Below are 13,689 nucleotides of genomic sequence, written 5' to 3' on the forward strand. Positions count from 1 at the left end.
GGCAAGAAAATTGACCTGTGGCAACACTATATCGGGTCAGGACGGTCCCAACGATCTGCATCGCCCTGTCCAAGTGCGATAAAGTCGTTTCATGCCACAACCATACCTAGGGGATCCTGAAAAAGCCCCGTCCCGTGTCCGACTTCATCATTTGCAGAAGGCCAAGGACAATGGCGAAAAATTCGCGATGTTAACTGCTTATGACGTCATGATGGCCGAAATTTTCGATTCGGCGGGGATCGAGATCCTGCTGGTTGGCGACTCAGCCGCCAATACCGTGCTCGGCTACGAGTCCACGCTGCCGATCAGCCTCGACGAAATGATCGTCTTCACCAAAGCTGTAGCCAATGGCACCAAGCGCGCGTTGGTCGTCGCCGACCTGCCGTTTGGCAGCTACGAGCAGTCTCCGGCACAGGCCGTGGCCACCGCGGTGCGCCTGATGAAGGAAGGCCATGCCCACGCGGTCAAGATGGAAGGCACCGCGCAATACGCCGAGCACGTTCGCGCCATGGTCCTTGCCGGTGTACCCGTCATCGGGCACATCGGGTTCACCCCGCAGTCCGAGCATGCTTTGGGCGGGTACCGCGTGCAGGGCCGCGGCGACGCCGTCGCGCAGATGAAGCACGACGCTGTGGCATTGCAAGATGCCGGCGCTTTCTGCATCCTGATGGAAATGGTGCCAAGCCCGGTCGCCGCCGAAATCGATGCCGCGTTGAAGGTCCCGACCATTGGCATCGGCGCCGGCAACTCCACCACCGGACAGGTCCTGGTCTGGCAGGACATGCTTGGCCTTGGCGGGGGGCGCACCCCACGCTTCGTCAAGAAGTACGCAGATCTGCGTGAGGTTATCGGCACCGCGGTGCGCGAATACCACCAGGACGTAGTTGCCGGTGCTTTCCCGTCGGCAGAGTACGAATTCAAGGAATGAGACTGGCTCACACCGCTTAGCACAATGGTGCGCTTCCTGGTTGCCCAACCCGGAAGCGCACCATTCTGCCATTCACAGCACCGCGGGGACCGGTGCCTTCAGCGGCTACTGGTCCTCTTCCTCCGCCTCGTCCCAGGCTTCATTGCGGGCCTGGACCTTCGCCATCGCGGCTTCGGCTTCAGCAACCGTGTCATATGGCCCGAGCAATTGCGACCAATCAGACTGCGGGCCCTTCTCCACGGTCTTGGTTGAGACGTTGTACCAGTACTGGCCTTCGCCCGGGGTGCCAACTGAGCTCATGGAAAACTCCTCTAATCTCGAAACCTGCTATTGCTTCCACGGTATCCCAACCGGTGGAAAATAGGTGCAACACCACCAGTTCTTTCGGCTATCTCTTGGCGAAGCCGAAGATGCCTGTAGCTAGAATAAAAGCATGGCTATTGCTTCAACTGCACCACTTGGAAATCTCACCGCCGGCACGGTATCCCCGGAACTTCCGGTACCGAAACACATCGAACGTCCCGAATACGTTGGCAAGAAGGAACCTGCCGCCAACTCGGCCCCGGAAATCAAAAGCCCAGAAGTCATCGAGCGCATCCGGATAGCTTCCAAGATTGCCGCCCAGTCGCTGCAGGAAGTGGGCAAGGCCTGCCAGCCAGGGATAACCACGGATCAGCTGGATCGCCTGGGCCATGAATTCCTCATGGATCACAACGCGTACCCGTCAACCTTGGGCTACCGCGGATTCCCCAAGTCACTGTGCTCGTCATTGAACGAAGTCATCTGCCATGGCATCCCGGACACGACCGTGCTGCAAGATGGAGACATCATCAATATCGATATCACCGCTTATATTGGCGGCGTTCACGGAGACAACAACGCCACCTTCCTGGTCGGTGACGTGGATGAAGAATCCCGCCTGCTGGTTGAGCGCACCGAGAATTCGCTGAAGCGCGCCATCAAAGCCGTGATGCCGGGACGCGAGATCAACGTCATTGGCCGAAGCATTGAAACCTACGCCAAGCGGTTCGGCTACGGCGTGGTCCGGGACTTCACCGGCCACGGAGTGGGCGAAGCCTTCCACTCCGGATTGATCATTCCGCACTATGATGCGGCCCCCGCCTACAACACCCTGATTGAACCGGGCATGGTCTTCACCATCGAACCGATGCTCACCTTGGGCACCATCGAATGGGATATGTGGGAGGACGATTGGACCGTGACAACCAAGGACAAGAAGCGCACCGCGCAGTTCGAGCACACCCTGCTCGTCACCGAAGACGGCGCCGAAATCCTCACGCTGCCATAAGCGACTGCCCAGCCTAGCGCAAACGCCAGTGTCCCCAGCCTCGAAAGGCTATGGGCACTGGCGTTTTGCTTTGTACGAAGGCGGCTAGTCGGCCGAAAGCGGACGCTGGGTTCCCTGCGGAACCTTGCCCCGGCGGTCGCGCAAGCGTGCAATGGCCGTCTCGAAATCAGTCAGCGACTGGAAGTTATGATAGACACTGGCAAAGCGCAGGTAGGCGACCTCGTCAAGGCGCGATAGCGGCTCCAGAATTGCCAGGCCCACCTGGTGCGCCGGAATTTCGGCGGCACCGGAGGTCCGGACCGCCTCTTCGACTTCCTGGGCCAGGATTGCAAGGTCGTGATCGGTGACCGGACGGCCCTGGCAGGCCTTGCGGACGCCATTGATGACCTTGTTACGTGAGAACGGTTCTACGGCACCGGACTGCTTAAGCACGTTCAGGCTCGCAGTTTCGGTAGTGGTGAAACGGCGCGAGCAGGCAGTGCATTGGCGGCGGCGACGGATTGAGACGCCGTCGTCGGCCACTCGACTATCGACCACTCGGGAATCGGCATTACGGCAATACGGGCAGTTCACGGCACCTCCATCTGTAGCCCAACAAGTATTCTCGCGCACCTGCGGCGGCAAGAATCAACTCATGTCACCTATCAGTTTAGCGTCTATTGCGCGTTTCGCACCGCGACCGCGTCGCCATGGGCCGGCAGGTCCTCGGCATTGGCAAGATTTATCACGTGAGCGGCCACTTCGCCCAGTGCCGCCTTGTCGTAGTTGATTACCTGGATGGCCTTCAGGAAAGTGTTCACATTCAGGCCCGAGGCGTGCAGCGCCGTGCCGCTGGTTGGCAGCACGTGATTGGAACCTGCGCAGTAGTCGCCCAAGGACACCGGAGCGTAGGCGCCGACGAAAACGGCACCGGCCGCGGTGATGCGGGCGGCGGTGGCTTCCGCGTCGGCCACCATGATTTCCAGGTGCTCGGCAGCGTACGCATTGCACACCGCGATGCCCTGGTCCAGGTCCTTGACCAGGATGATGGCAGACTGGGTACCCGACAGCGCTTCGGTCACGCGGGCCATGTGCTTCGTGGCGGCTACCTGCTTTTCAAGTTCCTTGCGCACGCCCGCCGCCAGGTCTAGCGAATCGGTTATCAGCACGGCCGCGGCGTTGGCATCGTGTTCTGCCTGCGAGATCATGTCTGCGGCGACAAAGCCCGGGTCGGCTCCCTGATCGGCAAGGATGGCAATTTCCGTGGGACCTGCTTCAGCATCGATTCCCACCACGCCCTTCACCAGGCGCTTGGCGGTGGCCACGAACACGTTGCCCGGGCCGGAGATCACGTCCACCGGTTCGATGCCTCCGCGTTCGTCGTTAGGCACCTCCACCCCGTAGGCGAACGCTGCAACAGCCTGGGCGCCGCCCATGGCGTGCACCTCATCGATGCCCAGCAGCTTGGCCGCAGCCAGGATGGTTGGGTGCGGCAGGCCGCCAAATTCCTTCTGCGGCGGGCTGGCCAGGGCCAGCGAGCTGACCCCGGCAGCCTGGGCAGGCACTGCATTCATGATGACCGAGGAAGGATAGACCGCCAGGCCGCCTGGGACGTACAAGCCGACGCGGCGCACCGGGACCCACCGCTGGGTGACCGTTGCACCGTTGGCGTAGCGGACTTCGGCGTCGTCTGGGCGCTGGGCCTTGGCGAAGACGCGGGCGCGGTCAATGGATTCTTCCAATGCCAGGCGGACCTTCGCGTCCAGTTCTTCCAGGGCACGGTCCAGTTCGTGCTGCGGCACGCGAGTGTGTTCCAGCTCGACATGGTCAAAGCGCTTGGACAGGTCCTTGAGCGTCTCCATGCCATGGGCGCGCACATCGTCGATGATCTGCTGCACTGCGTCGGCAGCGGTCTGGGAGTTCACCGCCGGGCGGGGCAGCTTGGCCTTCAGCTGCGCGTAGCTCAGGGATTCGTTGCGCCAATCGAGGGTGGCGAGTGCCGAGAATTCAGTTTCTGGAATAGTGCTCACCTTCCTAGTTTAACGCTGATGGCCGGGGAAGGTTTTATTTAGTTACCTTCCCCGGTCATCGGGTCGGCCATTGGGGTTCCTACACGTCCAGGCAGTGCGGGCCGAGCAGGACCTTCAAATCGCCGAACAGCGCGGGGTTCGGGTTGACCCGGAAGTTCATGCCCAGGCGCATCAGCGAGGTGCCGCGGCTACCGGTGAGCTTGACCCGCACCTCGGTGTTGCCGCTGTGCGTGCGCAGCACATCGCCGAGCTTCTGCACCAGGGTTTCGGTGGCCTTGTGGGTCGGGATGCCGATGACTACCGGTCCCCCGTTGGCATCCTCAGAAATTTCCGGGATCATCATTTCCTGGGCGTTCAGGGTGATCGAGCCGTCATCGCGTCGCTGCACGCGTCCCTTGACCACCACGATCAGGTCATCGGCCAGGACCTCGGCGATCGGCTGGTAGGCCTGGCCGAAGAACATGACTTCCATCGAGCCGGAGAGGTCCTCGATCTCGCAGCGGGCATAGGGGTTGCCGCTCTTTTTGGCGATGCGGCGCTGCAGGCCGGAAATCATGCCGGCGATCGAAATAATGTGGCCGTCCTGCGGGCCGTCGTCCGAGAGCACGTGCGTAACCGGCATATCTGCGTACTGCTCCAGTGCGGAGCCCAGGCCCTGCAGCGGGTGGTCGGAGACGTACAGGCCGAGCATGTCGCGCTCGTAGGCCAGCTTTTCCTTCTTGTCCCAGTCAGGAATGTCGGGGATCGCCACATGCATCGACTCGGAGGATTCCTCGGCACCCAGGGCACTGAACAGGTCAAACTGGTTGGCGGCCTCGTTGCGCTTGACCTGGATCACCGAATCCACGGCTTCTTCGTGGATGGCCACCAGTGCCCGGCGCGGATGCTTCATGGAGTCGAAGGCGCCGGCCTTGATCAGCGATTCAATGGTCCGTTTGTTGCAGACCACAGCAGGGACCTTGCCCAGGAAATCGTTGAAGTCGCTGTAGTGGCCCTTCTCCGTGCGGGCTTCGACCATGCCAGCAACCGCGTTGGTGCCGACGTTGCGGATCGCGCCCATGCCGAAGCGGATGTCCTTGCCCACCGGGGTGAAGTTCAATGCCGATTCGTTGACATCCGGCGGCAGCACGGTGATGCCGATGTGGCGGCACTCGTTCAGGTACAGCGCCAGCTTGTCCTTGTCATCGCCCACCGAGGTCAGCAGCGCGGCCATGTATTCGGCAGGGTAGTGCGCCTTGAGGTAGGCGGTCCAGTAGGAGACGACGCCGTAGGCCGCCGAGTGGGCTTTGTTGAACGCGTAATCGGAGAAGGGCAGCAGGATGTCCCACAGGGTCTGCACGGCCTGATCGGAGTAGCCGTTGTCGTTCATGCCCTGCTTGAAGCCGGCGAACTGCTTATCCAGCTCGGCTTTCTTCTTCTTGCCCATGGCGCGGCGCAGGATGTCTGCCTGGCCCAGCGAGTAGCCGGCCAGCTTCTGCGCAATAGCCATAACCTGCTCCTGGTACACGATCAGGCCGTAGGTGCCACCGAGGATTTCTTCCAGCGGCTCGGCGAGCTCCGGGTGGATTGGGGTGACTTCCTGCAACCCGGTCTTACGCAGCGCATAGTTGGTGTGCGAGTTGGCGCCCATGGGGCCCGGGCGGTACAGCGCGATCACTGCGGAAATGTCCTCGAAGTTATCCGGCCGCATCATCTTCAGCAGCGAACGCATCGGGCCGCCATCGAGCTGGAACACGCCCAGGGTATCTCCACGGGCCAGCAGCTTGTAGGCCTCGGGGTCCTCGATGGTCAGGGTTTCGAGATCGATTTTCTTGCCGGTGTTGTACTCGATGTTCTCCAGCGCATCGGAAATGATGGTGAGGTTGCGCAACCCCAGGAAGTCCATCTTGATCAGCCCCAGACCTTCGCAGGTCGGGTAGTCGAACTGGGTGATGACCTGGCCATCCTGGATACGGCGCATGATCGGGATGACGTTGATGATCGGGTCCGAGCTCATGATCACGCCGGCGGCGTGCACGCCCCACTGGCGCTTCAGCCCTTCCAGTCCCTTGGCGGTCTCGAAGACGCGTGCCGCTTCCGGGTCATTTGCCACCAGGTTGCGGAAATCGCCGGCTTCGGAGTAGCGCTTGGATTCCGGATTGTCGATGTCGTTGAGCGGGATGTCCTTGGCCATCACCGCCGGCGGCAGCGCCTTGGTCAGGGATTCGCCCATGCTGAACGGGTAGCCGAGCACGCGCGAGGAGTCCTTCAGCGCCTGCTTGGTCTTGATCGAGCCGTAGGTCACGATCATCGATACGCGCTCATCGCCGTACTTTTCGGTCACATACTTGATGACCTCGGAACGGCGGCGATCATCGAAGTCGACGTCGAAGTCGGGCATGGAAACACGCTCCGGGTTAAGGAAGCGCTCGAAGATCAGGCCGTGCCTCAGCGGGTCGAGGTCGGTGATGCGCATGGCGTAGGCGACCATGGAGCCTGCACCGGAACCGCGTCCCGGGCCTACGCGGATGCCGTGATCCTTGGACCAGTTGATGAAGTCGGCCACCACCAGGAAGTATCCGGGGAAGCCCATCTTGATGATGACGTCCAGCTCGTAGTCCGCCTGCTTGCGCGACTCTTCCGGGATGCCGTTCGGGTAGCGGTAGTGCAGTCCCTTGTCGACTTCCTTGATCAGCCAGCTGGTCTCGTCCTCCCCCGGCGGGCAGGGGAACTTCGGCATGTAGTTGGCGTTGGTGTCGAAGGAGACCTCGACGCGATCGGCGATCTCCAAGGTGTTGTCGCAGGCTTGCGGCAATTCCTTGAACAGCTCGCGCATCTCGCGCGCCGACTTCAGGTAGTAGCCGGTGCCGGAGAAGGCGAAGCGGCTGCCGCCCTGGTCGTAGGTGGGCTCGTCGAGCGTGGAGCCGGAGTTGATGGCCAGCAGCGCTTCGTGGGCCTTGGCATCGGATTCATGGGTGTAGTGCAAGTCGTTGGTGGCCACCAGGGGAATGTCCAGTTCCTTGGCCAGGCGCAGCAAGTCCTTGGTGATGCGGCGTTCGATCTCCAGACCGTGGTCCATGATCTCGCAGTAGTAGTTTTCCTTGCCGAACAGATCCTGCAGTTCTGCCGCGGCGGCCTTGGCAGCGTCGTACTGGCCTAGGCGGAGCTTGGTCTGCACTTCACCCGAAGGGCAGCCGGTGGTGGCGATGATGCCTTCGTGGTGGTCGTTGAGCAGTTCGCGGTCCCAACGGGGGTATTTGCCGAACACGGAGTCCAGCGAGGCGCGGGAAGAACCCTTGAAGAGGTTGTCCATGCCCTTGTTGTTGTACGAGAGCAAGGTCATGTGGTTGTAGAGGCCGCCACCGGAGACGTCATCACCCTTTTGGGATTCGTCGGTGCGCCATTTCACGCGGGTCTTGTCATCGCGTGCGGTGCCGGGGGTGACATAGGCTTCGACACCGATGATCGGCTTGACGCCGGCGCCGGTGGCCTGGCGCCAGAAGTCGAAGGCACCGAACAGATAGCCATGGTCGGTAATCGCCATGGCTTCCATGCCCTGCCGGTTGGCTTCAGCGAAGAGTTCGCCAAGCCGCGCCGCACCATCCAGCATGGAATATTCGGTGTGGGTATGAAGATGGACAAAACCGTCACGTGTAGCACTCACCCAACCAGTCTAGCGATCAATCCTGGCCTTGGGCTCACCTCGGCGCGGTGCTGTGGCTATCGCGACACAAGGTGCTGCTGGCCAGTGGCCAGCAGCACCTTTGAAGTTAGTATCCGCCGTCGCGCAGCAGCTCTACGGCCCCTGCCAGATCCGCAGGATATTCGCTTTCATATTCCATCCACTGGCCGGTCACCGGATGGGAAAAGCCCAGCCGCATGGCATGGAGCCACTGGCGGGTCAGGCCCAGGGCGGCCCCCAGCTTGGGATCCGCACCGTAGGTCTGGTCTCCGGCGCAGGGATGGCCGAAGGCCGAGAAGTGGACACGGATCTGGTGAGTTCGTCCGGTTTCCAGATGCACCTCGACCAGCGAGGCCCGGCCGAAGGCTTCGATGACCTTGTAGTGGGTGACCGAGTCGCGTCCGCCTTCCAGGACGGCGAACTTCCAGTCGTGGCCCGGATGGCGTCCGATCGGCGCGTCGATGGTGCCCTCCATCGGGTCGGGCAAGCCCTGCACTACCGCGTGGTAGATCTTCTTCGGGGTGCGTTCCTTGAAGGCGCGCTTCAATTCGGTATAGGCGCGTTCGGTCTTCGCCACCACCATCAGGCCGCTGGTGCCCACGTCCAGGCGGTGCACGATGCCTTGGCGTTCGGCTGCACCGGAAGTGGTGATGTTGTACCCCTCGGCTATGAGTGCGCCGACGACTGTCGGGCCGACCCAGCCTGGGGATGGATGGGCTGCGACGCCCACGGGCTTGTCGATGACCACGTAGTCATCGTCGTCCGCGACAATCTTCAGCTCTTCCACTTTCTCAACCTTAATTTCTAATGGGTCTGCTTGCGGCGGGATGGTGACAACCAGCCGGTCGCCCGCCTTGATTTTCAAGGATTTGCTAATGGTCCGCCCGTTGACCTGGATCTGCGAGTCCTTGCAGAGGCTAGCGGACAGGGTTCGCGGGATCTGCAGGGATCGGGAGATATAGGCATCGAGGCGCGTGCCGGCATCGGCTGGGTCGACAAGCAGTTCGTGAATGGCGGTTTCCTTGGAGATCATGCGTTTGGTTCTGCTTCGCCCTTATCCGACTGGTCCTTCTTGGGAGGATCGCCAATGCTGCCATCCAGGTTGCGGCCGCGGATGAGCATGTACGCCACGGCGATCATGGAGCAGACAATGAACGAGTCGGCGACGTTGAAGATAGCGAAGTGGTTGACGGACAGCATGTCCACCACGTGCCCGAAACCGAAACCAGGTTCACGGAAGAGCCGGTCCACGACATTGCCCAGCACGCCACCGAGCAGGCAGCCCAGAGCGATGGCCCAGCTTCTGGCGAGCACCTTTCGGAAGAGCAGGTAGATGACATAGATCGCCGCAGCGGATTGCAGGATCGCAAAGACGATCGTGAAGTCTTCGCCAATTGAGAACGCGGCACCGGGGTTCAGGATGTAGTGGATGTTGAAGAACCCGGGAATCACTTCGATCGACTGGCCAAGCCGCATGTTCTGCTCAACGATAATTTTGACCGATTGGTCCAAAACCAGTGCGATCAGAGCGAGCACAAGGCCAAGGCCTACGTATTTCCTGGCCTTAGCGTCCGTGCTCCCGGATTGAACTGCGTCCACAGTGGTACCCATGATTTCCTCTTAAACGTCAACGGTGGTGACCGGAGTAAATCCGTACACCACCGTTGATCTTACTTGATAGCTGGTTCAAGCCATGAACTGTCAGCGACTAGTTGGTCTTGCCTTCTGCGCCAGCATCGATCGAACCCTGGGACTCAAGGTCGCGCAGCTGTCCTTCGATGTAGGTCTTCAGGCGAGCACGGTAGTCGCGTTCGAAGCCGCGCAGCTGCTCGAGCTTGCGCTCCAGTACCGACTTCTGCTGCTCAAGTGCCGAGAGGGTCTTGCGGCTCTTCTCTTCAGCGGTGGTGACCAAGGCGTTGGCTTCGGTCTTCGCTTCGGAGATGATCTTGTCGCGCTGCTCGACACCGGCAGCGACGTATTCGTCGTGCAGGCGCTGAGCCATGGACAGCACGTTGGCGGCAGATTCTGCGGATTCGGTGTGCGGAGCTGCAGCTGGTGCCGCTGCTGCTGCCGGAGCTGCAGGTGCCTTCTCTGCGGCAGCTGGCTTGGCTTCGGCCTTCTTTTCCTCGCCTGGCTTGGCAGCCGGGGTTTCTGCCTTTGCTGGCTCTGCAGGCTTGGCTTCTGCCTTCTTCTCTTCAGCTGGCTTTGCAGCAGGAGTAGCTGGAGCAGCCGATACCGGCGCCGGAACAGCCTGTTCCTTCGATACTGAACCCGCATCCTCGCCGAGTTCGGCAAGGCGGCTGCGCAGAGCCTCGTTCTCACCGGTTAGACGACGCAGTTCCACAACGATTTCGTCGAGGAAGTCATCTACCTCGTCTTGGTCGTAGCCTTCACGGAACTTGGTCGGCTGAAACCGCTTATTGACTACGTCTTCTGGCGTCAGAGCCATTGGGTCACCTCAATACTGGGATCATTTCCGCACGACCATTGTCTTGCCTTGCGAAACACTTACCGTTTTTGTCAGTGTCGCGACCGGTGAAGTCGGAGCACCATTTCCTAAAGGATATAACGATTTGGACAATTATTACGAAATCGAGCTTTCGCGCGAGTCTCTTATTCTCTGAATCTACAGCTTTTGACTGTTCAGGACAATCCCCGTGAAGCACGGAAATGACCTAATCAGATCCCTGTACTGAGCCCAAGGTTGCCTACCACCGCTTTAAGAATGATTACGACGATAAACAACACAAGAAACGACAGGTCAAGGCGGATTCCGCCTAGATCCAGGGGTTTGATCTTCCGGCGCAACCAACGCAGCGGAGGATCGGTAATCGACACGATTGCACTAGCGACAATCAATGCGATGCCTTTGGGTCGCCAATGGCGAGCAAAGCTTTCCGTTACATCCAACACAATTCTCATCAAAAGCAGAATCTGGAGGATGGCTAACGCGAGATAGATGATCCCGAACACCATTTTGTGCGTTTGCTCCTGGTGTCTTAGCTCTGGTTAAAGAAGGTTGCTTGCGCTTCGGACTGCTTGCGATCTTCACCGAGAACTTCAACGGTTGCCGGCGAAAGCAGGAAGACTTTGTTCGTAACTCGCTCGATGGAGCCATGCAGGGCGAAAACAAGACCCGCCGAGAAGTCGACGAGGCGCTTGGCATCGGTTTCACCCATATCGGTGACATTCATAATCACCGGGATGCCGTCACGGAAGTTCTCACCGATGATCTTGGCATCATTGTAAGAACGAGGGTGGACGGTAGTAATCTGACGCAATTCGGAATCCTCATCCCGTACTGAAGGGGCACGCTTAATAGGTGTGACCGGAGCACGGTATTCCGTCTCTGGTTCTCTAGCTTGAGTTTGCGGTGCAGCCGGCCTCGCGGCAGGCTGTGGGCGTGGGGCTTCGGCAGGTCGCTTCGGAGCAGTGTCCTCAACCACCCGAACTTGGGTTTTGGGCTCAGCGTTTTGTGTCTGGGTCTCGTCCTGCTCGACGGCATCCGCCAAGCCGAGATAGACCATTGCCTTACGCAGTCCGTCAGCCACGATGTTTCTCCTCGTTTATCCCATGCATGCAACCCCATTGCATGCTTCCGCTAACTTCGACGCTACCGCACAAAATAATGCTTGCATCGTTCATTCGTTCAATTATTGGCGGTGTGTCGCGCACGCCTACGCAGCGGTCCAGATGAGGCCGGCAAGGCGTCCGGAACTGCGTAAGCGTCGGTAGGAATAGTAGTTCTCGTCTTCCAAAGTGCAGACCCCGGATTGCCGGACGTCGACTCCGAGTCCGCGCAGCTCATCTTCGGCTGATGCCGGAAGATCCAGTCCCGGAGTTCCCCAGCGCGTCGCGGTGCGAATCCCGGGTCGCAACTGCTCGGATTCCTGGGCCATATCTTCGGGAACTTCATAGCATCGCCCGCAGATCGATGGGCCAATCACAGCTTCCATCACATCGGCACCATGAGCCCTCAAAGACTGGACGGTATTGGCCAGAATCCCGTCGAGCAGACCGCGCCGCCCGGCGTGGGTCGCCGCGTTCAGGGTCTGCCCGCTTTGCGAGTTCCGGCCAACGAACAGAACCGGAAGGCAATCGGCCACCATTACCGCCAGGGGTTGGGCACCCGTGGCGTCCAGCAAGCCGTCGCAAGTTGGCGCTGCTGGTTCCAGCCAGGACGTGCGTTGCACCGGCTGCAATTCATGCACATCGGCGGAGTGCACCTGGTTCATGAAGTTCAGCGAGAAGCGTCGAACCCCGATCAAGTCTTCCAGCCTGGCCCGGTTCTCCGCCACGAGGCGGGGATCATCGTTCACATGCAGGGCGAGGTTGCCCTCGGCCTGCGAAGTGAATGCCAGTTGGATGCTCGGATCGAGGTTCGACGCGAAATGTAGCACTGCTCAGCTTCTTGCTGTTTTTACTTCAGGAAGTCCGGGACATCCAGGTCGTCGTTCGAGCCGTTCAGGTCCGAGTCGACAACATCTGGAAGGTCCTGGAAGGAGCTGGACTGCTCTGTGGCAGCTGGCTTCTCCTGGGCAGCCAGGGCTGGCTTCGCAGCTTCGGTTGGAGCCGGTGCCGGGGTTTCAGGAATGCTTGCTGGCACCTGTTCGGCTGGGCGCGAGGACACAGCTGGCTTTGCTGCGGCCGGGGCCATTGGCTTGCTGGTGACATCTGGCTCGTCGAAGCCGGCAGCAATCACGGTGACGCGTGCTTCATCGCCCAGGGCGTCGTCGATGACGGCGCCGAAGATGATGTTGGCTTCCGGGTGCGCGACTTCCTGCACCAGACGTGCAGCTTCGTTGATTTCGAACAGGCCGAGATCCGAGCCGCCCTGGATGGAGAGCAGGACGCCATGGGCGCCATCGATGGAAGCTTCGAGCAATGGCGAAGCGATAGCCAATTCCGCCGCCTTCACTGCGCGGTCTTCGCCCCGCGCCGAACCGATGCCCATCAATGCCGAGCCTGCGCCCTGCATGACGGACTTCACGTCGGCGAAGTCGAGGTTGATCAGACCCGAGGTGGTGATCAAGTCGGTGATGCCCTGAACACCCGAGAGCAGAACCTGGTCCGCCTGGCGGAATGCGTCCAGCACCGATACGTTGCGGTCCGAAATGGAGAGCAGTCGATCGTTGGGGATGACAATGAGGGTATCGACTTCGTCGCGCAGGGCTTCGATGCCCGACTCGGCGGAGTTCGCACGACGACGGCCTTCGAAGGTGAATGGACGGGTGACAACACCGATGGTCAGCGCGCCGAGCGAGCGGGCGATGCGTGCCACGACAGGCGCACCACCGGTACCGGTACCGCCGCCTTCGCCTGCGGTCACGAAGACCATGTCGGCGCCGCGCAGGACATCTTCGATTTCTTCTACGTGATCTTCCGCTGCCTGGCGTCCCACATCCGGGTTGGCGCCAGCGCCCAGGCCACGAGTCAGTTCGCGTCCTACGTCCAGTTTGACGTCGGCATCACTCATAAGCAGAGCCTGGGCATCGGTGTTAATGGCGATGAATTCTACGCCCTTGAGACCGACTTCGATCATTCGATTGACTGCGTTTACACCGCCACCGCCGATTCCGACGACTTTAATGACCGCGAGGTAATTCTGTGGAGCTGCCACGTCCCGCTTCCCTTGTTAGATGTGCTACATATTTCACGACTCCAGCCAAAAACCTTAACCTTTAGCCTTAAGGTTAATAATCTGTCAAGCTGTCGTTATTAGAAACGCTATGAGTCGACTGGTCTTTCTGCAACGACCGCCTAGGCGTGTCGCTTATTCAAG

13 protein-coding genes are annotated in these 13,689 nt (G+C 60.3%); 2 read left to right on the top strand and 11 right to left on the bottom strand.

Annotated elements, in window-relative coordinates:
• Positions 1 to 91: 91 nt before the first annotated feature.
• On the top strand, positions 92 to 928 hold the full coding sequence (gene panB / locus JOE62_RS11425; RefSeq protein WP_204722444.1) for a 3-methyl-2-oxobutanoate hydroxymethyltransferase: 837 nt from the start codon (positions 92 to 94) through the stop codon (positions 926 to 928).
• A 105-nt stretch (positions 929 to 1,033) separates the two neighbouring features.
• On the opposite strand, the gene JOE62_RS11430 is transcribed toward panB, so the two are convergent.
• Positions 1,034 to 1,228: an SPOR domain-containing protein gene (locus tag JOE62_RS11430; protein ID WP_204722445.1), complete on the bottom strand. Its 195-nt coding sequence runs from the start codon at positions 1,226 to 1,228 to the stop codon at positions 1,034 to 1,036.
• Positions 1,229 to 1,361: 133 nt separating this feature from the next.
• Between JOE62_RS11430 and map the strand changes: the two genes are divergently transcribed.
• The gene (gene map / locus JOE62_RS11435) at positions 1,362 to 2,237 is read left to right on the top strand and encodes a type I methionyl aminopeptidase (RefSeq protein ID WP_204722446.1); all 876 of its coding nucleotides are present in this window, start codon (positions 1,362 to 1,364) and stop codon (positions 2,235 to 2,237) included.
• 84 nt (positions 2,238 to 2,321) lie between these two features.
• Here map and nrdR read toward each other — a convergent pair whose 3' ends face one another.
• The 10 genes from nrdR to ftsZ all read right to left on the bottom strand — a co-directional run bounded on the left by nrdR (position 2,322) and on the right by ftsZ (position 13,527).
• Complete coding sequence (gene nrdR / locus JOE62_RS11440) at positions 2,322 to 2,810, bottom strand: transcriptional regulator NrdR (protein WP_073706024.1); 489 nt, start codon at positions 2,808 to 2,810, stop codon at positions 2,322 to 2,324.
• Positions 2,811 to 2,893: 83 nt separating this feature from the next.
• Complete coding sequence (gene hisD, locus JOE62_RS11445) at positions 2,894 to 4,246, bottom strand: histidinol dehydrogenase (protein ID WP_204722447.1); 1,353 nt, start codon at positions 4,244 to 4,246, stop codon at positions 2,894 to 2,896.
• A 79-nt stretch (positions 4,247 to 4,325) separates the two neighbouring features.
• Positions 4,326 to 7,889 carry a DNA polymerase III subunit alpha gene (gene dnaE / locus JOE62_RS11450; protein WP_204722448.1) on the bottom strand — a complete coding sequence of 1,188 codons (3,564 nt, stop codon included), beginning with the start codon at positions 7,887 to 7,889 and terminating at the stop codon, positions 4,326 to 4,328.
• 106 nt (positions 7,890 to 7,995) lie between these two features.
• The gene (locus JOE62_RS11455; RefSeq protein WP_204722449.1) at positions 7,996 to 8,940 is read right to left on the bottom strand and encodes an RluA family pseudouridine synthase; all 945 of its coding nucleotides are present in this window, start codon (positions 8,938 to 8,940) and stop codon (positions 7,996 to 7,998) included.
• Entirely contained in the window at positions 8,937 to 9,518 is a 582-nt protein-coding gene (lspA, locus tag JOE62_RS11460) for a signal peptidase II (protein WP_204722450.1), read from the bottom strand. Before lspA ends, JOE62_RS11455 begins: the two co-directional genes overlap by 4 nt.
• A gap of 97 nt (positions 9,519 to 9,615) precedes the next feature.
• Positions 9,616 to 10,356, bottom strand: a complete 741-nt coding sequence (locus JOE62_RS11465) for a DivIVA domain-containing protein (protein ID WP_204722451.1) — start codon at positions 10,354 to 10,356, stop codon at positions 9,616 to 9,618.
• 230 nt (positions 10,357 to 10,586) lie between these two features.
• On the bottom strand, positions 10,587 to 10,883 hold the full coding sequence (locus JOE62_RS11470; RefSeq protein ID WP_073706020.1) for a YggT family protein: 297 nt from the start codon (positions 10,881 to 10,883) through the stop codon (positions 10,587 to 10,589).
• Between the two features lie 23 nt (positions 10,884 to 10,906).
• Positions 10,907 to 11,458, bottom strand: a complete 552-nt coding sequence (locus JOE62_RS11475; RefSeq protein WP_038990516.1) for a cell division protein SepF — start codon at positions 11,456 to 11,458, stop codon at positions 10,907 to 10,909.
• A 126-nt stretch (positions 11,459 to 11,584) separates the two neighbouring features.
• A complete protein-coding gene (locus JOE62_RS11480; protein ID WP_204722452.1) occupies positions 11,585 to 12,307 on the bottom strand; it encodes a laccase domain-containing protein in 723 nt (240 codons plus the stop codon).
• A gap of 20 nt (positions 12,308 to 12,327) precedes the next feature.
• Positions 12,328 to 13,527 (bottom strand): cell division protein FtsZ, encoded by a 1,200-nt coding sequence (gene ftsZ / locus JOE62_RS11485; RefSeq protein ID WP_204722453.1) that lies wholly within the window; start codon positions 13,525 to 13,527, stop codon positions 12,328 to 12,330.
• Between the last annotated feature and the right edge of the window lie 162 nt (positions 13,528 to 13,689).

Origin of the sequence: Glutamicibacter nicotianae (genome assembly GCF_016907615.1) — a bacterium.
Lineage (GTDB): Bacteria > Actinomycetota > Actinomycetes > Actinomycetales > Micrococcaceae > Glutamicibacter > Glutamicibacter nicotianae.

Coding starts and splice junctions, on each gene's coding strand:
- panB (WP_204722444.1), top strand. CDS start 92: ATGCCACAACCATACCTAGGGGATCCTGAAAAAGCCCCGTCCCGTGTC.
- JOE62_RS11430 (WP_204722445.1), bottom strand. CDS start 1,228: ATGAGCTCAGTTGGCACCCCGGGCGAAGGCCAGTACTGGTACAACGTC.
- map (WP_204722446.1), top strand. CDS start 1,362: ATGGCTATTGCTTCAACTGCACCACTTGGAAATCTCACCGCCGGCACG.
- JOE62_RS11455 (WP_204722449.1), bottom strand. CDS start 8,940: ATGATCTCCAAGGAAACCGCCATTCACGAACTGCTTGTCGACCCAGCC.
- lspA (WP_204722450.1), bottom strand. CDS start 9,518: ATGGGTACCACTGTGGACGCAGTTCAATCCGGGAGCACGGACGCTAAG.
- JOE62_RS11465 (WP_204722451.1), bottom strand. CDS start 10,356: ATGGCTCTGACGCCAGAAGACGTAGTCAATAAGCGGTTTCAGCCGACC.
- JOE62_RS11470 (WP_073706020.1), bottom strand. CDS start 10,883: ATGGTGTTCGGGATCATCTATCTCGCGTTAGCCATCCTCCAGATTCTG.